Source organism: Acidovorax sp. Leaf191 (assembly GCF_001424425.1).
Lineage (GTDB): Bacteria > Pseudomonadota > Gammaproteobacteria > Burkholderiales > Burkholderiaceae_C > Acidovorax.
Genome location: NZ_LMPT01000013.1, coordinates 1 through 21,660, shown reverse-complemented (window position 1 = coordinate 21,660; position 21,660 = coordinate 1). Strand labels below are relative to the sequence as shown.

18 protein-coding genes are annotated in these 21,660 nt (G+C 68.8%); 12 read left to right on the top strand and 6 right to left on the bottom strand.

Going from position 1 to position 21,660, the window contains the following annotated elements:
- The 3 genes from ASG27_RS11715 to ppa form a co-directional block, all read right to left on the bottom strand.
- A partial coding sequence (locus tag ASG27_RS11715) for an MCP four helix bundle domain-containing protein (RefSeq protein ID WP_156388136.1) occupies window positions 1-895 on the bottom strand: 895 nt, incomplete at its 3' end.
- A gap of 233 nt (window positions 896-1,128) precedes the next feature.
- Complete coding sequence (locus tag ASG27_RS11710; protein ID WP_082485949.1) at window positions 1,129-2,292, bottom strand: esterase-like activity of phytase family protein; 1,164 nt, start codon at window positions 2,290-2,292, stop codon at window positions 1,129-1,131.
- A 287-nt stretch (window positions 2,293-2,579) separates the two neighbouring features.
- The gene (gene ppa, locus ASG27_RS11705) at window positions 2,580-3,119 is read right to left on the bottom strand and encodes an inorganic diphosphatase (protein WP_056417109.1); all 540 of its coding nucleotides are present in this window, start codon (window positions 3,117-3,119) and stop codon (window positions 2,580-2,582) included.
- A 262-nt stretch (window positions 3,120-3,381) separates the two neighbouring features.
- On the opposite strand from ppa, the gene ASG27_RS11700 reads away from it, so the two are divergent.
- The 3 genes from ASG27_RS11700 to ASG27_RS11690 all read left to right on the top strand — a co-directional run bounded on the left by ASG27_RS11700 (window position 3,382) and on the right by ASG27_RS11690 (window position 8,500).
- On the top strand, window positions 3,382-5,463 hold the full coding sequence (locus ASG27_RS11700) for a sodium-translocating pyrophosphatase (RefSeq protein ID WP_056417106.1): 2,082 nt from the start codon (window positions 3,382-3,384) through the stop codon (window positions 5,461-5,463).
- Window positions 5,464-5,580: 117 nt separating this feature from the next.
- The gene (locus tag ASG27_RS11695; RefSeq protein ID WP_056417104.1) at window positions 5,581-7,956 is read left to right on the top strand and encodes a DUF1631 family protein; all 2,376 of its coding nucleotides are present in this window, start codon (window positions 5,581-5,583) and stop codon (window positions 7,954-7,956) included.
- 157 nt (window positions 7,957-8,113) lie between these two features.
- On the top strand, window positions 8,114-8,500 hold the full coding sequence (locus ASG27_RS11690) for a VOC family protein (RefSeq protein WP_056167973.1): 387 nt from the start codon (window positions 8,114-8,116) through the stop codon (window positions 8,498-8,500).
- Between the two features lie 78 nt (window positions 8,501-8,578).
- Here the strand turns inward: ASG27_RS11690 and ASG27_RS11685 are convergent, their stop codons facing one another.
- Window positions 8,579-9,199 (bottom strand): TetR/AcrR family transcriptional regulator, encoded by a 621-nt coding sequence (locus tag ASG27_RS11685; RefSeq protein ID WP_056167970.1) that lies wholly within the window; start codon window positions 9,197-9,199, stop codon window positions 8,579-8,581.
- Between the two features lie 149 nt (window positions 9,200-9,348).
- On the opposite strand from ASG27_RS11685, the gene ASG27_RS11680 reads away from it, so the two are divergent.
- The 5 genes from ASG27_RS11680 (at window position 9,349) to ASG27_RS11660 (ending at window position 15,619) form a co-directional block, all read left to right on the top strand.
- Complete coding sequence (locus ASG27_RS11680) at window positions 9,349-10,170, top strand: metal-dependent hydrolase (RefSeq protein WP_056417100.1); 822 nt, start codon at window positions 9,349-9,351, stop codon at window positions 10,168-10,170.
- A gap of 138 nt (window positions 10,171-10,308) precedes the next feature.
- Window positions 10,309-11,742: a TolC family protein gene (locus ASG27_RS11675; RefSeq protein WP_056417097.1), complete on the top strand. Its 1,434-nt coding sequence runs from the start codon at window positions 10,309-10,311 to the stop codon at window positions 11,740-11,742.
- Window positions 11,743-11,749: 7 nt separating this feature from the next.
- A complete protein-coding gene (locus tag ASG27_RS11670; RefSeq protein ID WP_235504019.1) occupies window positions 11,750-12,889 on the top strand; it encodes an HlyD family secretion protein in 1,140 nt (379 codons plus the stop codon).
- A gap of 265 nt (window positions 12,890-13,154) precedes the next feature.
- Entirely contained in the window at window positions 13,155-14,327 is a 1,173-nt protein-coding gene (locus tag ASG27_RS11665) for an ABC transporter permease (protein ID WP_056417095.1), read from the top strand.
- 128 nt (window positions 14,328-14,455) lie between these two features.
- Window positions 14,456-15,619: an ABC transporter permease gene (locus ASG27_RS11660; protein WP_056417092.1), complete on the top strand. Its 1,164-nt coding sequence runs from the start codon at window positions 14,456-14,458 to the stop codon at window positions 15,617-15,619.
- Between the two features lie 141 nt (window positions 15,620-15,760).
- Here the strand turns inward: ASG27_RS11660 and ASG27_RS11655 are convergent, their stop codons facing one another.
- Together ASG27_RS11655 and ASG27_RS11650 are read right to left on the bottom strand one after the other, a co-directional pair.
- Complete coding sequence (locus tag ASG27_RS11655; RefSeq protein WP_056417090.1) at window positions 15,761-16,633, bottom strand: bile acid:sodium symporter family protein; 873 nt, start codon at window positions 16,631-16,633, stop codon at window positions 15,761-15,763.
- A 198-nt stretch (window positions 16,634-16,831) separates the two neighbouring features.
- The gene (locus ASG27_RS11650; RefSeq protein ID WP_056167953.1) at window positions 16,832-17,356 is read right to left on the bottom strand and encodes an Mpo1 family 2-hydroxy fatty acid dioxygenase; all 525 of its coding nucleotides are present in this window, start codon (window positions 17,354-17,356) and stop codon (window positions 16,832-16,834) included.
- 166 nt (window positions 17,357-17,522) lie between these two features.
- Here ASG27_RS11650 and ASG27_RS11645 point away from each other — a divergent pair, with 166 nt between their 5' ends.
- From ASG27_RS11645 to ASG27_RS11630, 4 genes are all read left to right on the top strand, one after another.
- On the top strand, window positions 17,523-18,227 hold the full coding sequence (locus tag ASG27_RS11645) for a Crp/Fnr family transcriptional regulator (RefSeq protein WP_056417087.1): 705 nt from the start codon (window positions 17,523-17,525) through the stop codon (window positions 18,225-18,227).
- 105 nt (window positions 18,228-18,332) lie between these two features.
- Window positions 18,333-19,766 (top strand): aldehyde dehydrogenase family protein, encoded by a 1,434-nt coding sequence (locus ASG27_RS11640; protein ID WP_056417112.1) that lies wholly within the window; start codon window positions 18,333-18,335, stop codon window positions 19,764-19,766.
- A 109-nt stretch (window positions 19,767-19,875) separates the two neighbouring features.
- Window positions 19,876-20,511, top strand: a complete 636-nt coding sequence (locus ASG27_RS11635; protein ID WP_056417084.1) for a DUF2889 domain-containing protein — start codon at window positions 19,876-19,878, stop codon at window positions 20,509-20,511.
- 121 nt (window positions 20,512-20,632) lie between these two features.
- The gene (locus ASG27_RS11630; RefSeq protein WP_056167948.1) at window positions 20,633-21,394 is read left to right on the top strand and encodes an SDR family oxidoreductase; all 762 of its coding nucleotides are present in this window, start codon (window positions 20,633-20,635) and stop codon (window positions 21,392-21,394) included.
- Window positions 21,395-21,660: the final 266 nt, after the last annotated feature.

Here is a 21,660-nt window from a genome sequence, read left to right as displayed (position 1 = left end):
CCGACAGGTCGTTGTTGCCCGAGGCGATCTGCGAGCTGGCCGACGCCACGCCTTCTGCGCTGCCGCGCACCGTGCTCACGGTGTTCACCAGGCTTTGCCGCATCTCGCCCAGCGCCGACAGCAACTGGCCCATTTCATCCTTGCCGCCGGGCGGTACTTCGGACGTCAGGTCGCCCCCAGCGATGGCGCGGGCGGCCTGCACCGCGTGGTGCGCGGGGCGCGTTACCGCGCGGGTGATACCGATACCCAGCACCGCGGCCAGCACCACGCACACCGCCAGCGTGGCCAGCACCCAGATGCGGGCCAGGTTGAAGACCTGCAGCGCATCGACCTCTGCCTGCTGCGCGGCCTCGGTGTTGATTTTCTGCAGCTCGCCCAGCGTCTCCGCCGTGGCGACAAAAGCCGCCTCGGACTCGCCGGCGTACAGCATGGCCATGGCGTCGCCGGTGAGCTCCAGCGTCTCGGTGGTGCTGAAGTCCACGCTCTTGGCGATGTCCATCAGCTTGGCCTGCAGCTCGACGTACGCGAGCTTGCGCTTCTTGTAGTCGGCATAGACCTCGCGTTCCCTGGGGATGTCGATCAAGGCTTCGTACGTGGCTTCGACACGGGCCAGGTCCTTGTGGCGTGCGGCCACCTGTTCGGAGAACGCCTTGACCTCGGCCACGTTGCGCGCAGTGACCACGCCCGCCTCGGCCCGCCGCATGCGGTTGAGCAACACACGCAGCTCGCCAGTCTGCGTGACGCTGGGCAGCAGGTTGGTGGCGATCGCTTCGGCATTGGCGTGAATGCGCGACATCTGCACCAGCGCAATGGCGCCGAGCAAAGCCGTCAGCAGCACCAGCACCAGAAACCCCAATCCCAGCTTGACACCGATACGCAGATCGGAAACTTTCATGAATCACCCTTCAGACAGCGGTGCCGCGATGCGCCCGCCATATGTAACAAAATGCTGTCTCAGTCTATCAGCGAGACGCAGCATTTCCTCTCAGGTGTTTCCACGGTTTGCACAACCAACCGTCCTGCGGCAGGGATCGCTTGCAGTGTCGAGAGCTCCAATTTTGATAGCGCCTGGCGACCTGCGGTGCAGCCTCATTGGCTCACAGCAGGCGGCGGGCGCAGTTGGCTGCGCTACCGCGGCACCACCTCCAGCACGATGAACTGGTTGGCCTGCGTGTCTGCAGTGAAGTTGTTGTCCGCCGCCAGCACCAGGGTGCGGTGGCCGTTGGGCAGCGTGTGGCCCCAGGTGATGGCCTCGATGTTGTCCAGCTTCACGCCCTGCCAGGTGAGCGGCATCTCCAGCAGCACCCGGCGCGTCATGGGGGTGTAGGTGGCGCCCGCCAGTCGCGCGGTGCCGATCACGTCGGTGGTGGCGCTGGTGATCTCGGTCCACACCAGGCGGATGGTGTTGCCCACGCCCGAGGCAAAGGCGCGCTCCACCGCGATGAACTGGCCGTTGCCCACGGCCAGCATGTCCGACAGGCCGTTGTCGGGCCCGAACGGGGCGCCCGGCGCGGCGTCCACCGGAATCCTGGGCAACGGGTAGGCGTACTGCCCCTTGGGCTTGCCGGTGGCGGGGTCGAGCGCCGTCACGCGCACCACGCTGCCGCCCTGCAGGCTGGTGATGGGGCCGTCCTGAATCAGCGCGTCCTCGTTGGCCGCGTACACGGTGCCGTCCGGCGCCACGGCCAGGGCCTCGAACACCTTGTTGCTGCGCGCGCCATCGGTGGCGTTGTCCACGTATTGGTACATGGCGGGCAGCGAGAACTCGCGCACGAAGCGGCCTTCGCGCGTCATCTGCCGCACGAAGGGCTGAAAGCGGCTGGCGGCCGTGGCGCTCCAGTTGCCTTCCGAGGCCCAGTACAGGCTGCCGTCCGGCGCGGTGCGGATGGCTTCGGGGTCCACCGTGCGGGCGGTAGCCGGGAACGGGGTGCCGTCCTCGCGCAGGAGGTTCGTCTGGCGGTTGATCCTGACCTTGACGCTGCCGCCGGCGTCGTAGTCGATGCCGAGGTTGTAAAAACGCGGCGTGCCCCGCTCGCCGCCCCGGTCGTCGGAGATGGCCCAGTAACTGCCGTCGGCCGCCTGGTCCAGGCCCGAGATGCCGCCGAACTCGACCCCCTCGAACATCGTGCCTGTGGGCAGCGACGTGCTGCCCAGCAGCCGCAGCGACGCAATGGGCTGCGCGCGGCCATCGTCATCGCTGCCGCCACAGCCTGCCAGTGCGGCGGCCATTGCCACCGCGGTTGCCACGCCCACGGCCATGCGCCGCCATGAATGCACCAGTGCCACTGCCATTGCCATTGCTGCCGCTCCCTGCCCTGCCGGGCCTGTTGAGTAGATGAATGAATGAGAAAAGAAGACCCAGGAAAGCGCCCGAGCCTAGGGCGCCCGTGTGGCGGGTGCGTGACAGGTGGGTGGGTGTGGGTGGATGTGCAGTCTGCGCGACGCCATGAAAAAAGCGCACAGGCCAAGACCTGTGCGCTTTCATTGATCGCTTCAATTTTGATAGCTGCCAGCGCTTTTCTATCAAGCGCTGGAGGCCAAATACCCTCCAACCCTGCGCGATCAGCCGGGTGCGGACATCAGACGTTGTTGGCCTTCTGGTAGGCCGCGATGCCGTCGGTGACTTCCTTCTTGGCGGAGTCGATGCCTTCCCAGCCCAGCACCTTGACCCACTTGCCCTTTTCCAGGTCCTTGTAGTGCTCGAAGAAGTGGGCGATGGCATTGCGGCGCATGGCGTTCACGTCGTCGATGGTCTTCCAGTGGTCGTACATGGGCAGGATCTTGGACGTGGGCACGGCGATGACCTTGCCATCGACACCGGCCTCGTCTTCCATCATCAGGATGCCCAGGGGGCGGCAGGGCACCACCACGCCGGAGTGCAGCGGGTACGGCGTGATCACCAGCACGTCCACCGGGTCGCCGTCGCCCGACAGCGTCTGCGGCACGTAGCCGTAGTTGGTGGGGTAGTGCATGGCCGTGGTCATGAAACGGTCCACGAAGATCGCGCCGGATTCCTTGTCCACTTCGTACTTGATCGGGTCGGCGTTCATCGGGATTTCGATGACGACGTTGAAGGCTTCAGGGATGTTCTTGCCGGGGGTGACTTTGTTGAGGGACATGTCTTTGAATGGTGGTTGCTGAACGTAACCCGCGATGCGTGCGGCAAGTCGCGCAGCGTCGGGATTAACCCTGATTTTAGGCGCACGCCCCTTTCTGCCCGCTTGCAAACCCGCGTTTGCCTGTAAATTGGGTCTGTTGGCCAATCGACTCCTTGCCCCCTGGCGGGCCCGGTAGCACGAGGAAGCAACGCAGCGGAAGCACCACCGACCTGCGTTGTGATGTTTCCTTCCGTGCAACTGAAAAGATTGAAAGGAGCGACCAATGGCTGGAACTACAGCGCTGACTGCCCCCCTGATACTGGCTCTGGTTTGCGGATTGATTGCGGTGGCCTACGGCATCTGGGCGCGGGGATGGATACTCGCCAAGGACCCGGGCAACGCCCGCATGCAGGAGATCGCCGCCGCCATCCAGGCGGGCGCCGCCGCCTACCTCGCCCGCCAGTACAAGACCATCGCCATCGTCGGCGTGGTGCTGGCCGTGCTCATCGGCATCTTCCTGGACGGCACCACGGCCATCGGCTTCGTGGTGGGCGCGGTGCTCTCGGGCGCCTGCGGATTCATCGGCATGAACGTGTCGGTCAAGGCCAACGTGCGCACCGCGCAGGCCGCCACGCACGGCATCGGCCCGGCGCTCGACGTGGCGTTTCGCGGCGGGGCGATCACCGGCATGCTGGTGGTGGGCCTGGGGCTGCTGGGCGTCACGGGCTTTTACTGGTTTCTGGCGGGCAACGGCAACCTCACGCCCACCGCCAGCCTGGCCACGCTGCTCAACCCGCTGATCGGATTTGCGTTCGGCTCGTCGCTGATTTCCATCTTCGCGCGGCTCGGTGGCGGCATCTTCACCAAGGGCGCCGACGTGGGCGCCGACCTGGTGGGCAAGGTGGAGGCCGGCATCCCTGAAGACGACCCGCGCAACCCCGCGGTGATCGCCGACAACGTGGGCGACAACGTGGGCGACTGCGCCGGCATGGCGGCAGACCTGTTCGAGACCTATGCGGTGACGCTGATCGCCACCATGGTGCTGGGCGCGCTGCTGGTGGCGGCAGCCCCGGTCAACGCCGTGGTGTACCCGCTGGCGCTGGGCGCCGTGTCCATCGTGGCGTCGATCATCGGCTGCTTCTTCGTCAAGGCCTCGCCCGGCATGAAGAACGTGATGCCCGCGCTGTACAAGGGCCTGGCGATCGCGGGCGTGCTGTCGCTCATCGCCTTCTACTTCGTCACGGTGTGGATCATGCCGGACAACGCCATCATGGCCAGCGGCAGCCAGATGCGCCTGTTCGGCGCCTGCGCCACCGGCCTGGTGCTGACGGCCGCGCTGGTGTGGATCACCGAGTTCTACACCGGCACGCAGTACTCGCCCGTGCAGCACATCGCGCAGGCCTCCACCACGGGGCACGGCACCAACATCATCGCGGGCCTGGGCGTGTCGATGCGCTCCACCGCCTGGCCCGTGATCTTCGTGTGCCTGGCCATCCTGGCGGCCTACCAGCTGGCGGGCCTGTACGGCATTGCGGTGGCGGCCATGTCCATGCTGTCCATGGCGGGCATCGTGGTGGCGCTGGACGCCTACGGCCCCATCACCGACAACGCCGGCGGCATTGCCGAGATGGCCGAGCTGCCCAGCAGCGTGCGCGACATCACCGACCCGCTCGACGCCGTCGGCAACACCACCAAGGCGGTGACCAAGGGCTACGCCATCGGCTCGGCCGGCCTGGCCGCGCTGGTGCTGTTTGCCGACTACACGCACAAGCTCGAGAGCTACGGCCGCGCCATCACGTTCGACCTGTCCGACCCGCTGGTCATCGTGGGCCTGTTCATCGGCGGGCTGATCCCCTACCTCTTCGGCGCGATGGCCATGGAGGCCGTGGGCCGCGCCGCAGGCGCCGTGGTGGTGGAGGTGCGCCGCCAGTTCCGCGACATCCCCGGCATCATGGAAGGCACGGCCAAGCCAGAATACGGCAAGGCCGTGGACATGCTGACCACCGCCGCCATCAAGGAGATGGTGATCCCCAGCCTGCTGCCCGTGGTGGTGCCCATCGTGGTGGGCCTGGCCCTGGGGCCCAAGGCACTGGGCGGCCTGCTGATGGGCACCATCGTCACCGGCCTGTTCGTCGCCATCAGCATGTGCACCGGCGGCGGCGCCTGGGACAACGCCAAGAAGTACATCGAGGACGGCCACCACGGCGGCAAGGGCAGCGAGGCCCACAAGGCGGCCGTGACCGGCGACACCGTGGGCGACCCCTACAAGGACACGGCCGGCCCGGCCATCAACCCGCTGATCAAGATCATCAACATCGTGGCGCTGCTGATCGTGCCGCTGGTGGTGAAGTTTCACGGGGGGTGAGCGCACCGTGGGCGGGCCCGGGACAGGCCCGCCGGGAAAATGCAACAAGGGGGCGCCGCGCCCCCTTTTTGCCGCGTACCATGACGGCCACCGGTAACCAATACTTACCTCCCGAAGATGGCCTTGAACCACACCACAGCTTCCGCCCCTGCCCCTGCCGACGGCCACGGCGAGGCGTACCAGCGCCTGGTCCAGGGCGTGGTGGCTGGCGCGCAACCCATGATGGAGCGCATCGCCGAGGCCACGCGCATGTCGCTGCAGGCGCGCCAGGACGCGGTGCGCACAGCGGGCGAGCACCAGGCCATGCACGAGGCGCGGCAACAGATCACGCGGCTGGCCAACGTGATGAGCGACCGCTACCCCGAGGCGCTGCGCAAGGCGCTGGAGCAGTCGGCCACACGCGGGCCCGAGAAAGCCACGCGCTCGCTGTTCACCGTGCATTTCGATGAACTCGAACTCATGGACGAGTCGCAGATCAGCGACAGCGTGGAGCGCGCCCGCGCGCGGCAGATCCTGATCTCCGCGGTGGACGGGCCCCTGGCCGACCTGGACGCGCTGGTGTGCGCAGCCCAGGGGCTGCCCAGCGTGCAGCCCGACCAGAACCCCTTGCGCCCCGACGTCTTCCTGCAGGCACTGCAAGCCGTGGTGTCGCAGATGCAGGTCTCCGACCAGGTGCGCCACGACTGGATCGGCCCGATGGCCCAGGCGCTGGGCAGTGAGCTGCGCGCGCTGTACCTGGCGCAGACCGACAAGCTCAGGCACAGCGGCGTGCAGCCCGTGGGCTATGCCAGGCGGCAGGCCGACGGCCAGGTGGTGTATGCCGCGCCCGCCGGGGCCGGTGCCGCGCAGGGCTTTGCCGCCGACAACGAATTCGCCACCGCGGCGTCGGTGCCCGCCGACTCCCTGCTCACGCTCGACCGGCTGCGCCGCCTGCTGCTGGGCGAACTGAACGAGCCCGTGGCACCGGCGCCCGCGCCGGGGTCCAGCGCCCTTGGCGAGGTGCAGGAAGACTTCGCCGAGCGCTTTGCGCGGGAGTTCGACGGGCTGGACCCGCTGCCCCGCGTGGACCCGCCCGCCACGGATTTCGCCATGACCGTGCCTGCCGCCTTCGAGGCGCTGCAGGAGATGAACCAGGTCGGCCAGATGATGGAGCGCCTGGGCACCCCGCGCGCGCCCGCTGCCAGCGGCGTGGACAGCCCCCCTGCCGCGGCCGCGCGCCAGCATGCCAGCGGCCTGGGCCAGACGCTGAGCATGGAGGTGGTGGCGCTGATGGTGGACAACATCGCCCGCGACGCCCGGCTGCTGTGGCCCGTGCAGCAGTTCGTGCGGGCGATGGAGCCGGCCCTGCTGCAACTGGCGCTCGCCGACCCGCGCTTTTTCAGCCACAAGGAGCACCCCGCGCGCCGCCTGCTGCAGGACATCACCGACCGCAGCCAGGCGTTTGACAGCGTCGAGGCGGCGGGCTTTCAGAGCTTCATGCGGTCGCTCATGAACATCGCAGGCCCGCTGTCCACCGCCACCATCGAAGGGCCCGACGACTTCGAGCAGGTGCTGCAGCAGTTGCACGCCAAATGGGCCGAGAGCGAAAAGGCGCGCAAGCAGGAACGCCAGCGCGCCATCGAGGCCCTGCAGCACGCCGAGCAGCGCCACCTGCTGGCCGCCAAGGTGTCGCGCGACATCTGGCTGCTGCCCGACATCGACAAGGTGCCCGACCCCATCCTGCGCTTTCTGCTGGGCCCGTGGGCCAAGGTCGTGGCCCAGGCGCGCCTGACCGACACGAGCGGCAGCACCGACCCGGGCCGCTACCAGGAACTGGTGGAGGCCCTCATCTGGAGCGCCCAGCCCGAGCTGACGCGCATGAACACCGGCCGCCTGGCGCGCCTGCTGCCCAAGCTGCTGCCCAAGCTGCGCGAAGGCCTGGCCTCCATCGACTACCCGCCGGACCGCACCGAGGCCGTCTTCGAGCTGCTGATGCAGCTGCACCAGCAGGCTTTCAAGCCGGGCCCACGGCCCGCCACGCCCCGCACGGCGGCGCCAGCCGGCACGCCGGCCGCAGTGTCGGCCGCGCCTGCGCCGCCGCCGCAACCACCCGCCCCGGACGAAGACGACGAGCCCTGGGTGGCGCCCTCCGAGGCCAAGGAATCGGGCTTCATGGAGGCCTCGCAGGCACCCGAGTCCGAGAGCCCGTTGCCTGCGTTGGCAGGCCCTGCAGAAGGCGAGCCCGGCACGCCGGCGCTGGCCGTCGGCAGCTGGGTGAACCTGCTGGTGGCCGGCCGCTGGGAGCGCACGCAGCTGTCGTGGATCGGCTCCAACGGCACCTTCTTCCTCTTCACCAGCGCGTCCGGCCGCACCCAGTCCATGACCTTGCGGCTGGTGGACCGGCTCATCCAGCAAGGCGCCATGCACGTGCTGGCGCAGCAGACGGTGGTGGACGGCGCGCTCGATGCCGTGGCGCAGGCGGCCATGCGCAACAGCGTGGAGAGCAGGCTGTGACCGCGCCGTGCGTGGGGGGTTGATGACGGCTGGCCACCTCAGGCTGCCCCGGCTTTGCACCAGCGGCATCCAGGCACTGTCTCCGGGCCTCGGCCCGCATCCGCACGCGGGCCTTTCGCAGGCCTGGCACCATTGAACCACCGCTTCCAGGAGCCCCATGCCCATCACCGTGCAATCCCTGGACCATCTGGTCCTGACCGTCGCCAGCATCCCGGCGACCATTGCGTTCTACGAACGCGTCCTGGGCATGGCCGCGCGCGAGTTCAAGCCCGGGCGCCACGCGCTGCACTTCGGCGACCAGAAGATCAATCTGCACGAAGTGGGCACGGTGGTGGACCCCAATGTGCGCCACGCCACCGCAGGCTCAGGCGACCTTTGCTTCATCACCCTCACGCCCATCGAGGATGTACTGGCACACCTGCAGGCGCAGGGCATCGCGGTGGTGCAGGGGCCGGTGGGAGCCACGGGGGCGCGCCAACGGCTGCGCTCGGTCTACATCTACGACCCGGACGAGAATCTGATCGAGATCGCCAACGAGGTCTGAAGGCGCAGCGGGGAGACGCTCCGTAATGGCAGCGGCCCTTCACCAGCAGGCCAACGATCCCGTGCCTCGCAGAGCGGCTTAGAACTCCACAAACACCGCCGCCCGCAGCAGCGCGGCCGCGGGGGCCACCAGCTCCTGCAGTTCGCCGGCGCGCCCTTGCTCGATGGACTGCAGCACCATTTCGTTGATGCCGCCCACCACCGCCATCGCCATGGTGGGCTGCAGCGGCGTCTTGCGCAGGCGCTCGCCGGTGCGGTTGTTCACCACGTCCAGCATCAGGTCGGCCAGTTGCTGGTTGGCGCGCCGCCGCGCGGCCAGGCCCGGTGCGCCCAGGCCCAGGATCTCGATGAACAGCGTGCGCAGCAGCACCGGGTTGCGCATCAGCACGCCGAAGTACGCGCCCATCGCCTGCTCCACCTGCGCCTGCCAGTCACTGTGCGGGTCGATGGCGGCACGCAGCACGCCGATCGCGTTGCCGCTGGCCAGCTCGTACAGCGCGATCAGGCACTCGGCCTTGTCGGCAAAGTGTTCATAAAAGGTGCGGCGCGACACGCTGGCCTCGCGCACGATGTCGGCGATGGTGGTGTCGGCGTAGCCCTTGGATGCGACCGCGCGGGCCATGCCTTCGAGCAGGCGGGCGCGGGGTTCCGGGGCGGGGGTGGCGAGCGGGGCGGAGGCCGGGGCGTCAAGGGGCGTCATGCGTGCTGCGGCGGCAGAAGTCCTGAAAGCGGAAATGGGGGGCGGCATGGACCGGTACTTGACAGTACCACACCCGGAAGGCATGATGCGAATCGCTGGTACACATCAGTACCACACCGCCTCGCCGGGATATCCAGGGAGTATTGTCCATGACCGAGCTTGTTGTCCGCCGCCTGCTGATCGATCTTGAAACGCCGTTTGCGCGCCACTGGTGCGGCGGCGACGCGTTCCGCTCGGCCTTCTTCAATGCGCTGTCGATGAGCTTTCCGGTGGGCGAGCAGTTCTTCATCGACTCGGTGAAGGGCGGCCACAAGGCGCTGCCGCCGGACCTGCAGGCCCGCTTTGCCGACGAGGTGCGCGGCTTCATCGGCCAGGAGGCCACGCACCGCCGCATCCATGCGCTGTTCAACGGCCACCTTGAAAAGCAGGGCTTCGTCAACGCATGGGCCCCGCGCGCGCAAGAGCGCATGAAACTCTTTGAAGGCGCCGACCCGCGCCACCCGCTGGCCGTCACCGCCGCCAACGAGCACTTCACCGCGCTGCTGGCCGAATGGCTGCTGGCCCACCCCGAGACGCTGGAGGGCGCAGAGCCCCGCCTGGCCACCATGTGGCAGTGGCACTGCGCCGAAGAGTCCGAGCACCGCAACACGGCGTTCGACCTGTACCAGGCGCTGGGCGGCAACCACGACTGGCGCATCACCTGGTTTCGCCGCATCACCGTGGTGTTCCTGGCCGATGCGCTGCGCCAGACCGTGGCCAACCTGCGCCAGGACGGCACGCTGTGGAAGTGGAGCACCTGGGCCAGCGCGGCACGCACCCTGCTGGGCCGCGGCGGCCTGGTGCGCGAGACCTGGAAGCCCTGGCGCGCCTACCTGCGGCGCGACTTCCACCCCAGCCAGCACGGCAGCGACCTTTCGTTGCGCTGGCTGGCCGAGCACAGCGATGCCTTCACGCCCGTGGGTGCCCGCTGACGGCCCCTGCCGCAACACATTGCGCACCGCCCCTTTGACCCGCAAGCCCTGTGCTGCTACAACTCCACCCACCTGCCTGGCAATGCACCACCGGCCCTGCGCCCTCCACGCCGGGCCTGACCCCCAAGAGCTGACACCATGACCATCACCCGACCGCACCGGCGCACGCGCCGGGCAGGCGAAGCTTTGCTGTGCCTGATCGCCACCGCCCCGCTGGCACTCGCCGCGCTGCCCGCGCGGGCCGAGCCGATGGCCTTCGACACCGCGCTGCAGCAACTGGGCCAGCGCTCCGACCAGCTCGCAGCATCCAAGAATGCCGTCGAAAGCGCCCAGTTGCGCCGCGACGCGATGCAGCGCCTGGGCGGCCCGGTGGTCAACCTGACCGGCGCAGCCTACGCCTACAACGCCAACCTGGACGTGGACCTGAACCCGCTCAACCGCGTGCTGCCCGGCGTGCTGTCGCAGTTGCCGCCGCAGTTGACCGCACCGTTGGCCCAACTGCCGCACCTGCCATCGAGCTACACGCTCAACCGCCACAAGACCGACACAACATCGTCCGTCTCGGCCGTGTGGCCCATCTACATGGGCGGCGCCAGCAACGCGGCGCGCGGCCTGCTGGAAGCGATGACGCACGAGGCCGAAGCCGACGCCGCCAAGACCGGCCACGAGGCGACCACGCTGCTGGTGCAGCGCTACTTCGGCACCCAGCTGGCCGAGCGCGCGGCCGTGCTGCGCGAGGCGGCCCTAGCCACCATCGAGCAGCACGATGCAGCCGCCCAGAAGATGCTGGACGCTGGGGTGATCGCCCGCGTCGAGCGCCTGCAGGCCCGCTCCGCCCTGGAAGAAGCCCGCCGCAACGCCCGCAAGGCGCGCGACGATGCCGAACTGGCCGCCACCGCCCTCACCCGCACGCTCAAGGCCAGCGAGCGCGTCACGCCCACCAGCCCGTTGTTCGTGCTGGGCGAGCCGCTGCCGCCGCTGCCGCAGTTCATCGACACCGCGCTTGCGCGCCACCCGGGCCTGTCCAAGGTGGCGGCCAAGAAGGAGCAGGCCACGCAGCTGCACGCCGCGCAGGAGGCGCTGCGCAAGCCCCAGGTGTTCGCCTTCGGCCAGCGCCAGCTCAAGACCGGCAAGGAAGCCGACTGGGTGGCGGGCGTGGGCGTGCGCTGGACGCTGTGGGATTCCATCGACCGCAACGCGCTGGCCGAATCCTCCAACCGCCAGATCGCGCAGGCCGAGCGCACCGGCGCACAGGCGCAGAACGACATCGCCCTGCTGGTGGAAAAGCGCTGGCTGGGCGTGGAGCAGGCGCGCCGCCAGTTCATGGCCATGGCCCCCAGCCTGGAGCTGGCCGACGAAGTGCTGCGCCTGCGCGCTGCGGGCCTGAAGGCCGGAACCAGCACCACGCTGGATCTGATCGACGCGCAGGTGAACCAGGCCAAGGCCCAGACCGAACGCGCCCAGGCCGCCCACGACTACGTGAAGGCACTGGCCGACCTGCTGGAGAGCTGCGGCCTGTCGGAAGACTTTGGCAAATACATGGCGCGCGCCGACGCCCTGAAAGTAGAGTGAGCCCCCCATGAGCAACCACACGAACACCCCCGCCGAGCCGACCGACACCGGCGCCCGCACGCCCGCCGGCGTGCCCCCGACCGCCAGCACGGCCAGCGCCGCCGCCAATGCGACCAAGGCCACCACGTCCGGCCCCACCCACAACAAAAGCAACGGCAAGAAAGCCGCGGTGATCGGCACGGTCGCCGTGGTGGCTGTGGCGGGCTTCGTGGGCTTCGGCCTGTGGAAGGCCTCGCAGCCCGCGCCCGAGGTCTTTCAGGGCCAGATGGAAGCGCAGGAGGCCGACATCGCCCCCAAGGTCACCGCGCGCATTGCACAGATCCTGGTGAAGGAAGGCGACCAGATCGCCGTGGGCGCGCCGCTGATCCGCATGGACAGCCCCGAGGTGCAGGCCAAGCTGGCCCAGGCCACCGCCGCACAAGAAGCCGCCCAGGCCGTGGCCGACAAGGCCCAGCACGGCGCCCGCCCGCAGGAGGTGGAGATGGCCCGCCTGAACTGGCAGCGCGCCGTGGCCGCCGCGGACCTGGCCGAGTCGTCCTTCAAACGCGTGGACGGCCTGGCCCGAGAGGGCCTGGTGGCCGCGCAAAAGCGCGACGAGGCCGAGGCCAACTTCAAGGCATCGCGCGACCAGGCGCTGGCCGCCAAGGCGCAGTACGACCTGGCCCGCGCCGGCGCCCGCCCCGAAGACCGCTCGGCCGCCAGCGCCCAGGCGCGCCAGGTGGCCGGCGTAGTGGCCGAGGTGCAGGCCGCGCAGGCCGAGACTGAACTCAAGAGCCCCGTGGCCGGCGAAGTGGCCAAGGTGCTGGCCCGCACCGGCGAGCTGTCGCCCCAAGGCGTGGCCGTGGTCACGGTGGTGGACCTGAAGGACCAGTGGGTGGTGCTGAACGTGCGCGAGGACCGCCTGCAGCGCTTTGCCATCGGCCAGGAATTCGACGCCACGCTGCCGGCCCTGAATGGCAAGGACGGCAAGGACGGCAGCAGGACCGTGAAGTTCAAGGTCTACCACACCGCCGCCCTGCCCGACTTCGCCACCTGGCGCGCCACGCGTGCGGGCCAGGGGTTCGACGTGCGCACGTTCGAAGTGCGGGCGCGGCCCGCAGCCCCCATCGAAGGCGCGCGGCCGGGCATGACGGTGCTGGTGCAGTGACGGGCGTGGTGGCTTCGATGCGCTTCCTCAGCCCCCTGCGGCTGCGCTGCGCCATTCGGCACGTGAGGGCCGCAAGACTGCGCGGCACTGGAGCCCTGGCTTCGGCGGGCTCAGCCCGAACGGACGGGGGCGGGGTGCGGCCTTGCGCATCGGCTCGTCGGACTACGATGGGGACTCGGGCTCGGGCTCGGGCTCGGGCCTTGCCCAGCAGTGGGAATTCAAGAGAAAAATGCCTCTACCGCTTGTCTAGCAAGCTCGAGCAGCTATGAATTCGATAGTAAACAGCTTTTGCCGCGAAGCCCGCCGCCTCTGGGCCGACCCGTGGGACCTGGCCATGGTCACCTGGGTGCCGCTGCTGGGCGTGGCGCTGCTGTGGTGGATCTTCTCGGCCGGGCTGCCGCGCCACCTGGCCGTGGGCGTGGTCGACGAGGACCACTCCAGCCTGTCGCGCCAACTGGTGCGCATGCTGGACGCCACGCCGGGCGTGCAGATCACCCAGCACTACACCAACGGGGCCGAGGCCGAGCGCGGGCTGCGCAGCATCGGCGTGTATGCCGTGGTGATCATTCCCCGCGACTTTGCACGCACCGTGAAGGAAGTCCGCGCTGCGCAGGTCACGCTGCTGCACAACGCGCAGATGGGCACGCACTCGGGCCTGCTGCAGCGCGACGTGCGCACTGCCGTGGGCACGCTGTCGGCCGGCATCGAGATGGCCGCGCGCAACAAGCGCGGCGAACCGGCCCGGGCCGTGCGCGTGAGCATGGAGCCCATCCACACGCAGATGGTGGCGCTGTTCAATGTGTCCAGCAACTACGAGCAGTTTCTGGGCGCGGCGCTCATCCCTGCGCTGCTGCACATCCTGGCCATGACGGCCGGCGCCTGGACCGTGGGCCGCGAGCTGCGCGACCGCAGCGTGGGGGAATGGCTGGGCACGGGTCCATTCTTCAGCACCGCAGGCGCGTTGATCGGCAAGCTGGCGCTGCCCTGGGCTTCGCTCACGCTGGTGGGACTGCTCGCGCTGGTGGGCATCACCTGGGGCCGGGGCTGGCACCCGCCGGGCAGCCTGTGGTGGGTGGCAGGCGCGCTGGCGCTGCTGATGGCCGTGTCGCTCTCTGCGGGCGCGGCATTGGCGGCGGTCACACGATCGCTGCGCACTGCGCTGTCGGGCGCGGGTTTCTTTGCCGCGCCGGCCTTCGCTTTCAGCGGCGTGGCGTTTCCACTGGCCGGCATGCCTGCCAGCGCCCGCGCCTGGGCCGAGGCCATGCCTTTCACGCACTACATCCGCCTGCAGATCGAGCAGTTACAGATGGGCGCGCCGCTGTCCACCAGCGTGTCGACCGTGGTGGCGCTGCTGGTGGCCACCGTGGTGCTGTGGCTGGTGGGCACGGCGGGGCTGCATCGCGTAGTGCAGCGGCCCGAGACGTGGGGAGGTCGGTGAGATGACTTGCAGCGACGGGTATGCGGCTGCAGCCCCCTCTCCCCGGCCCTCTCCCGCGCGGGGAGAGGGAGCAATACCCGCGCGCCCTACACATCGCCGGCGGCACAGCGCCGCCGCCTCCATCTGACATGACAGCCCTGCCCCCACCACCCACCGCCCCCCGCAACCTGCTGCACGCCTGGCTGCTGGCCCTGGCCACCGTGGCCCGCGACAAGGGCGTGTTGCTGCTGCTGATCGGCGCGCCCGTGCTCTACGGCTTTTTCTACCCCTGGTTCTACGCCGACGAGGTGCTCACCCGCGTGCCCGTTGCCGTGGTGGACATGGACCGCAGCAGCCTGTCGCGCCAGATCACGCGCTTTGCCGATGCCGACCCGCGCATCGAGGTGCGCCTGGTCACCGGCAGCGAGCGTGAGGCGCAGGGGGCCCTGTGGCGCGGCGAAATCGAAGGCTATGCCGTCATCCCCGCAGACCTCAAGCGCAGCGTGGTGCGCGGCGAGAGCGCCGTGGTCAGCATCGAGGCCAACGGCGCATATGCGCTGCTCAACAAGGCCGTGCAGTACGGCTTTGCCGAGGCCGTGGGCACCGTCTCCGCCGGGGTCGAGATCCGCAAGCTGCAGGCCGGCGGCCAGAGCGCGCAACAGGCCCGCGCCAGCCGCGCGCCGGTGCAGTTGCAGCTGGTGGCGCTGTTCAACCCCACCGAGGGCTACGGCAGCTTCGTGGTGCCCGCCGTGGCGCTGCTCATCCTGCAGCAGACGCTGCTCATGGGCGCGGCCCTGCTGGCCGGCACCTGGGTGGAGGCCGGGCAGCACCGCGCCGATGCCACCACCTGGCTGGGGCGCCTGCTGGCGCTGTGCACGCTGGGCTGGGCCAGCGGGCTGTTCTACTTTGGCTGGATCTTCGTGCTGCACGACTACCCGCGCGGCGGCAACCCGCTGGGCGCGCTGGCCCTGCTGGCCTGCTACGTGCCCGCCATCGCGGCGCTGGGCGCGCTGCTGGGGCTGTGGTTCGGCAACCGCGAACGCGCGCTGCAGGTGCTGCTGTTCACCACCCTGCCCATCGCCTTTGTCGCTGGCTTCTCCTGGCCTGTGGAGGCGCTGCCCGGGCCGCTGCAGTGGCTGCGCTGGCTGCTGCCCAGCACCTCGGGCGTGCAGGCGTCGCTGCGGCTCAACCAGCTGGGCGCGCCGCTGTCAGCAGCCCTGCCCTACCTGTGTGCGCTGGTGGCGCTGTGTGCGGTGTGCACGGCCGGGGTGCTGTACCGGGCGCGGCCCGTGGCAGGCGAACGCCTGCCGTGATGCCGTGATGCCGGCAGCCTGCACCGAACCGCCCATCGCCGTTCACGCTGAGCCTGTCGAAGCGCTGCGCAAGGCTTCGACAGGCTCAGCCCGAACGGCGGCCGCGGCTCACAACCTCATCGCTCCCCCGCCGCACGCAGATCACGTTGCAGGGGTCGCGCCGCGCCGCCGCAGCACCACCATGCCGAAGAGCGTCGCCATCACATACATGCTGACCGAGTAAATGGCCGCCGGCAGCGCGAGCTGAAAGTTCTCCAGCACCGACAGCGCGATGAAGATCGCGAGCGTGGAGTTGTGGATGCCGATCTCGAAGCTGATGGCCGTGGCCATCGACTTGGCAAGCCCCGCCGCACGCGCCAGGTAGTAGCCCGACGCAAGGCTGATGGCGTTGAACAACAGCACCGCCGGGCCGATCCCCGCGAAGGACTCCACCAGCGCCGTCCATTCCTTGGCGATGGCGATCAGCGCGAACGCGGCCAGCACCACGGCGCTGAAGATCTTCATCGGCTTTTCCATGCGCGCGCTGAAAGCCGGTGCGCGCCGGTGCACCCACATCCCCAGCACCACCGGCACCAGCACGATGACGATCACCTCCACCACCTTGCCGAACTGCAGCGGCACCACCTGCCCCGTGTGCGCAAAGGTGCCGATGGCCCAGTTGGTGATGAGCGGCAGGCTCACGATGGACAGCACGGTATTGATGGCCGTGAGCGAGATGTTCATCGCCACATTGCCGCCGAACAAATGGCTGAACAGATTGGCCGACACGCCGCCGGGCGACGCGGCCAGCAGCATCAGCCCCACGGCGTAGAGCGGCGCCACGCCCAGCAGCACGATGAGCGCATAACACGCCGCGGGCAGCACCAGCACCTGCAGCACCAGGGCCAGCACCACGGCGCGCGGGTGCTGCGCCAGCCGCGTGAAGTCGCCCACCGTGAGCGACAACCCCAGGCCGAACATGACAAGGCCCAGCGCGATGAACAGCAGCGTGGGCAGGATGGCAACGAAACTCATGGGCGCACGCGGCCAGCGGGGGCCGCGCTCCGTTCAAGGCGGGCAACCACGGCAGCGCCCACAACGCCCCCAGGCGCTGCGGGCCGCATGCCGCGATCCCGCCAACAAAGACAAAGAAAAGGAGAAGGGGAAAAGAGGAGAAGAGGAGAAGAGGAGAAAAGAAACGAGCAAGCGCGTGCAGCGAGACTGCGGCGCGCGTTATGCCGCGGCCTGCCCCGTGCGCAGGCGCACCGGGCCGCTGCGCGCTTCGATGGCGGCCTGCACGTCCTTGCGCAGGCCCAGCGCAAAGGCCCACTCGGCCACCACGAACAGCGGCCCCACCAGCAACCCCATGAGGTCGTCCACGAACGCCGGCTTGCGGCCTTCGTAGTAGTGGCCCACGAACTGGATCACCCAGCCCACCGCGAAGAGGCCGATACCCGCACCCAGCCACACGGCCAGGCTCTGCACGGCCAGCCATTGCGCCACGGCCAGCATGGCCGCCAAAATCGCGGCCATGGTCAGGCCGAAACGCGTGTCCAGCCGCATGTAGAAGATGCTGGCGGCCAGCGCGCACAGCAGCGCCGGCGTCAGCGGCAGATCGCCCACCATCCACGCGGGGCGCGACAGCAACACCACCACCGCGAACATGATCATCGGCACGCCCACAAAATGGGTGTGGATGTTGCGCGGGTCGCGGTGGTAGTCGGCGTACTGGGCCAGGTGGTCGATCAGGGTTTTCATGGGTGTCTCCGGCTATTGTTTTGAGCAGCATCGATACTCGCGCCGCGGCCCCGCCAGCGTCTGTCGTGCACACGACAAAAAAGGCACACTGGCACCGGCTTCCCCCCGCCCTCCGTCACCCTCCCTCACCCCACACCGCGCCGCATTCAGACTCCATCCAGACCGCATGACCGACCCTGCTGCCTACCTGCCCATCCTTGCGTCCGGCCGCTGGTTTGCGCACCTGCCGCCCGACTTTGCCCAGCCCCTGATCGAGATGGCGCACCTGCGCCAACTGAACGCGGGCGAAGTGCTGTTCTTGCGCGGCGATGCGCCCTGCGGGCTGTATGCGGTGGTGCGTGGCGCCATCAGCATCTCGGGCACGGGCGGGCGCGCCAACGAGGCGCGCTCGGCGCTGCTCACGCGGCTGGAGCCGCCGCACTGGTTTGGCGAGATCTCGGTGTTCGACGGCTCGGCCCGCACGCACGATGCGCATGCCACCGAGGCCAGCACGCTGCTGCAGGTGCCCCACGAGCGGCTGCAGGCCTGGCTGCAGGCCCACCCGGTGCACTGGCATGCGCTGGCGCTGCTGCTGACCGACAAGCTGCGCACCGCCTTCGTCGCCATCGAAGAGCTGGCCCTGCTGCCCGCGCCGCAGCGCCTGGCGCGGCGCCTGGTGATGATGGCCGAGGGCTACGGCCAGTGGACGGCCGAGGGCCAGTCGCGCCGCGTGCTGTCCATCTCGCAGGAGCAGCTGTCGCTGATGCTGGCCATCTCGCGCCAGACCACCAACCAGATCCTCAAGGACCTGGAGCAGCGCCACCTGGTGCGCGTGCAGCGCGGCGAGGTCGAGATCCTGGACCTGGCCGCATTGCGCGCTTCCTGCCACTGAATTCGCTCTCATATCCATAGCGCGCTGCGCCTGCTGGCAGGGCGGCAGCAGCGCTTTGCACACAAATACTAAGCACACATTCCATTTCCGGGCAAAATGGCGGCCATGCAACTGAACTACATTGCCAACGCCTCCGTGGCGTCCGCCTCGGGCCGCACCATTCCCGTGATCGATCCGTCCGACGGCCAGCCCTTCGACGAGATCCAGCGCAGCAACGCCGAAGACATCGACGCGGCGGTGCATGCGGCGCGCCAGTGCTACAACGCGGTGTGGCACAAGGTGGCCCCCGTGGAGCGGGGCCGGCTGCTGCAAAAGCTCTCGGCCAAGATCCTGGAGCATGCCGACGAGCTCACCGCGCTCGAGCAGCGAGACTGCGGCAAGCCCACCAAGCAGGCGCGGGCCGATGCGATCGCGCTGGCGCGCTACTTCGAGTTCTATGCCGGCGCGTGCGACAAGTTCCACGGCGAGACCATCCCCTACCCCGACGGCTACAGCGTGCTCACCTGGCGCGAGCCCCACGGCGTGACGGGCCACGTCATCCCCTGGAACTACCCCATGCAGATCTTCGGCCGCAGCGTAGGCGGTGCCCTGGCGGCGGGCAACGTGTGCGTGGTCAAGCCGGCCGAAGACGCCTGCCTGTCGCTGATCCGCGTGGCGCAACTGGCGGCCGAGGTGGGCTTTCCGTCGGGCGCGTTGAACATCGTCACCGGCTACGGCCACGAGGTGGGCGACGCACTGGCGCGCCACCCCGGCATCGACCACATCAGCTTCACCGGCAGCCCCAAGATCGGCACGCTGATCCAGCAGGTGGCCGCAGAGCGCCACTGCCCCGTGACGCTGGAGCTGGGCGGCAAGAGCCCGCAGATCATCTTTGCGGACGCCGACCTCGACGCCGCCATTCCCGTGGTCATCAACGCCATCGTGCAGAACTCCGGCCAGACCTGCTCGGCCGGCTCGCGCGTGCTGATCGACTCGCTGATCTACGAGCCCCTGCTCGAGCGCCTGGGCAAGGCGTTTGACAAGCTGCGCGTGGGCCCCGCCGCCATGGACCTGGACCTGGGCCCGCTGATCCGCCAGACGCAGCAGCAGCGCGTGTGGGACTTCCTGTCGGACGCCCAGGTGGCCGGCATCCCCATGGTGGGCCAGGGCATCGTGGTGCCCGACGCCCCCGACACCGGCTACTACCAGGCCCCCGTGCTGCTGCGCGATGTGCCGGTGAACCACCGCCTGGCACAGGAAGAAGTCTTTGGCCCCGTGCTGTCGGCCATGGCCTTCCAGGACGAAGACCACGCGGTAGAGCTGGCCAACGCGACGGAATTCGGCCTGGTGGCCGGCATCTGGACCCGCGACGGCGCCCGCCAGTTCCGCATGGCCAAGCGCGTGCACAGCGGCCAGGTGTTCATCAACAACTACGGCGCCGCAGGCGGTGTGGAGCTGCCGTTCGGCGGCGTCAAGTCGAGCGGCTACGGCCGCGAAAAGGGCTTCGAGGCGCTCTACGGCTTCACTACGCTCAAAACAGTGGCCATCAAGTACGGCTGATCGCTGCGCGGCCGGCCGCTTGCGCCCTCGGCCTGTCGCGTTCGCGCGCGACGCCACGGCCCGCCGGCCCTAACCTGTGCTTCTTCTTGTTGTCGACGCCCCAAACCACATGCCGCTGAGCCCCCCCGCACCCCGCACCTTGAAGCACGTCCGCCGGGTGAACTACCAGGGCTTCGAGCGTGAAGACGGCCTGTGGGACATCGAAGGCGAGCTGCACGACAGCAAGGCCTACGACGCACCCTCTTTCCGCGACCCCACGGGCACGCGCCGGGCCGGCGAGCCGATCCACCACATGTGGCTGCGCGTGACGGTGAACCGCCAGCTCGTGGTGCAGGCCATCGACGTCGCCATGGACGCGCACCCGCTCAAGGACTGCACCGCCGCCCAGCCCGCGCTGCAGCGCATGGTCGGCTGCAGCATGGCGCGCGGCTGGCGCCAGGCCATCCAGAAGCACCTGGGCGGCGTGGAAAGCTGCACGCACCTGCGCGAGTTGCTGTTCAACCTGGCGACCGCGGCGTTCCAGTCGGTGCCCGCCGTGTTTGCATCGGCCCACCCCGACGAGCCGCCCCGCCACCTGGGGCAGTGCACGGGCTGGGACTTCAACGGCGACGGCGTGAAGGAGTACTTTCCGCAGTTCTACCGGCGCGCGCCCCAGGTCGCAGGCGCGGTGCAGGCTGCGCTACAGGCCGCACCCGACGCCGACCGCCCTCCCGAGACGGCCACTGCGACGGCGCCACCCGCGTGACCCCCTGCTATCGCATTCAAAAATGCCGCTACCGCTGTCTACACAGGCGTCAGCTGCTATCGAATTTGATTGTTCACGTTTTTATTGTTGTATCTGATTGACTGAATCGAGGAGCCTTTCCATGCGCGTGTTGAACAAATCCATCATCGTCACCGGCGCCGGCAACGGCATCGGCGAAGGCATCGCCAAGCGCCTGGCCGCTGAAGGCGGCAAGGTCATCGTGAACGACATCAACGAAGCCGGCGGCCAGCGCGTGGTGGCCGAGATCACCGCCGCAGGCGGCACCGCGGCGTTCGTGAAGGCCGACGTCACCAGCTCCGCCGAAGTGAAAGCCCTGGTGGCCGAAACGGTGCGCCTGTACGGCCGCCTGGACGTGGTGGTGAACAACGCCGGCTGGACGCACCGCAACCGCCCCATGCTGGAAGTGAGCGAAGAAGACTTCGACAAGGTCTATGCCATCAACATGAAGAGCATCTACTTGTCGGCCATCCACACCGTGCCCGAACTGCGCAAGGCGGGCGGCGGCAGCATCATCAACATCGCCTCCACCGCCGGCCTGCGCCCTCGCCCGGGACTGACCTGGTACAACGGCTCCAAGGGCGCCGTCATCATCACCAGCAAGTCCATGGCCGCCGAACTGGGCCCCGACAACATCCGCGTGAACTGCATCAACCCCGTGTTCAACCCCGACACCGGCCTGGCCGCCGAATTCGCGGGCGGCCCGGTGGACGAGGCCCGCCGCGCCAAGTTTCTGGCCACCATCCCGCTGGGCCGCTTCTCCACCGCGCTGGACGTGGCCAACGCCGCGCTGTACCTGGCCAGCGACGAAGGCGCGTTCATCAGCGGCGTGTGCATCGAGGTGGACGGCGCGCGCTGCGTGTGATGGCGCCCTGGCGGCGTCCGGCGCTGCTGGGCGCTCGCCAGCGCACTGCGCCGCGTCGGGTTCTTTCAGGCCACCAGCGGCCCATTGCATAACTGACAGCGCCGTCGACAGCGCCGTCGACGTCTGCGCAGCTTCAGCAGCAGGTGTAGCCAGCCCGGCGTACCTCACTCGCCATCAAGATTTTTGAATGCGTATGCGCCTCGAAAATCCCAATGAAGCACTGAACTACAACGTCTTTTCGACAGGTCTCCAATGACCCAGTAAGA

What these genes read in the sequence shown, in the direction of transcription:
- ASG27_RS11630 (WP_056167948.1), top strand. Translation starts at nt 20,633, where the DNA reads ATGCGCGTGTTGAACAAATCCATCATCGTCACCGGCGCCGGCAACGGC.
- ASG27_RS11670 (WP_235504019.1), top strand. Translation starts at nt 11,750, where the DNA reads ATGAGCAACCACACGAACACCCCCGCCGAGCCGACCGACACCGGCGCC.
- ASG27_RS11650 (WP_056167953.1), bottom strand. Translation starts at nt 17,356, where the DNA reads ATGAAAACCCTGATCGACCACCTGGCCCAGTACGCCGACTACCACCGC.
- ASG27_RS11675 (WP_056417097.1), top strand. Translation starts at nt 10,309, where the DNA reads ATGACCATCACCCGACCGCACCGGCGCACGCGCCGGGCAGGCGAAGCT.
- ppa (WP_056417109.1), bottom strand. Translation starts at nt 3,119, where the DNA reads ATGTCCCTCAACAAAGTCACCCCCGGCAAGAACATCCCTGAAGCCTTC.
- ASG27_RS11710 (WP_082485949.1), bottom strand. Translation starts at nt 2,292, where the DNA reads ATGGCAGTGGCACTGGTGCATTCATGGCGGCGCATGGCCGTGGGCGTG.
- ASG27_RS11685 (WP_056167970.1), bottom strand. Translation starts at nt 9,199, where the DNA reads ATGACGCCCCTTGACGCCCCGGCCTCCGCCCCGCTCGCCACCCCCGCC.
- ASG27_RS11640 (WP_056417112.1), top strand. Translation starts at nt 18,333, where the DNA reads ATGCAACTGAACTACATTGCCAACGCCTCCGTGGCGTCCGCCTCGGGC.
- ASG27_RS11665 (WP_056417095.1), top strand. Translation starts at nt 13,155, where the DNA reads ATGAATTCGATAGTAAACAGCTTTTGCCGCGAAGCCCGCCGCCTCTGG.
- ASG27_RS11645 (WP_056417087.1), top strand. Translation starts at nt 17,523, where the DNA reads ATGACCGACCCTGCTGCCTACCTGCCCATCCTTGCGTCCGGCCGCTGG.
- ASG27_RS11695 (WP_056417104.1), top strand. Translation starts at nt 5,581, where the DNA reads ATGGCCTTGAACCACACCACAGCTTCCGCCCCTGCCCCTGCCGACGGC.
- ASG27_RS11680 (WP_056417100.1), top strand. Translation starts at nt 9,349, where the DNA reads ATGACCGAGCTTGTTGTCCGCCGCCTGCTGATCGATCTTGAAACGCCG.
- ASG27_RS11655 (WP_056417090.1), bottom strand. Translation starts at nt 16,633, where the DNA reads ATGAGTTTCGTTGCCATCCTGCCCACGCTGCTGTTCATCGCGCTGGGC.
- ASG27_RS11700 (WP_056417106.1), top strand. Translation starts at nt 3,382, where the DNA reads ATGGCTGGAACTACAGCGCTGACTGCCCCCCTGATACTGGCTCTGGTT.
- ASG27_RS11690 (WP_056167973.1), top strand. Translation starts at nt 8,114, where the DNA reads ATGCCCATCACCGTGCAATCCCTGGACCATCTGGTCCTGACCGTCGCC.
- ASG27_RS11660 (WP_056417092.1), top strand. Translation starts at nt 14,456, where the DNA reads ATGACAGCCCTGCCCCCACCACCCACCGCCCCCCGCAACCTGCTGCAC.
- ASG27_RS11635 (WP_056417084.1), top strand. Translation starts at nt 19,876, where the DNA reads ATGCCGCTGAGCCCCCCCGCACCCCGCACCTTGAAGCACGTCCGCCGG.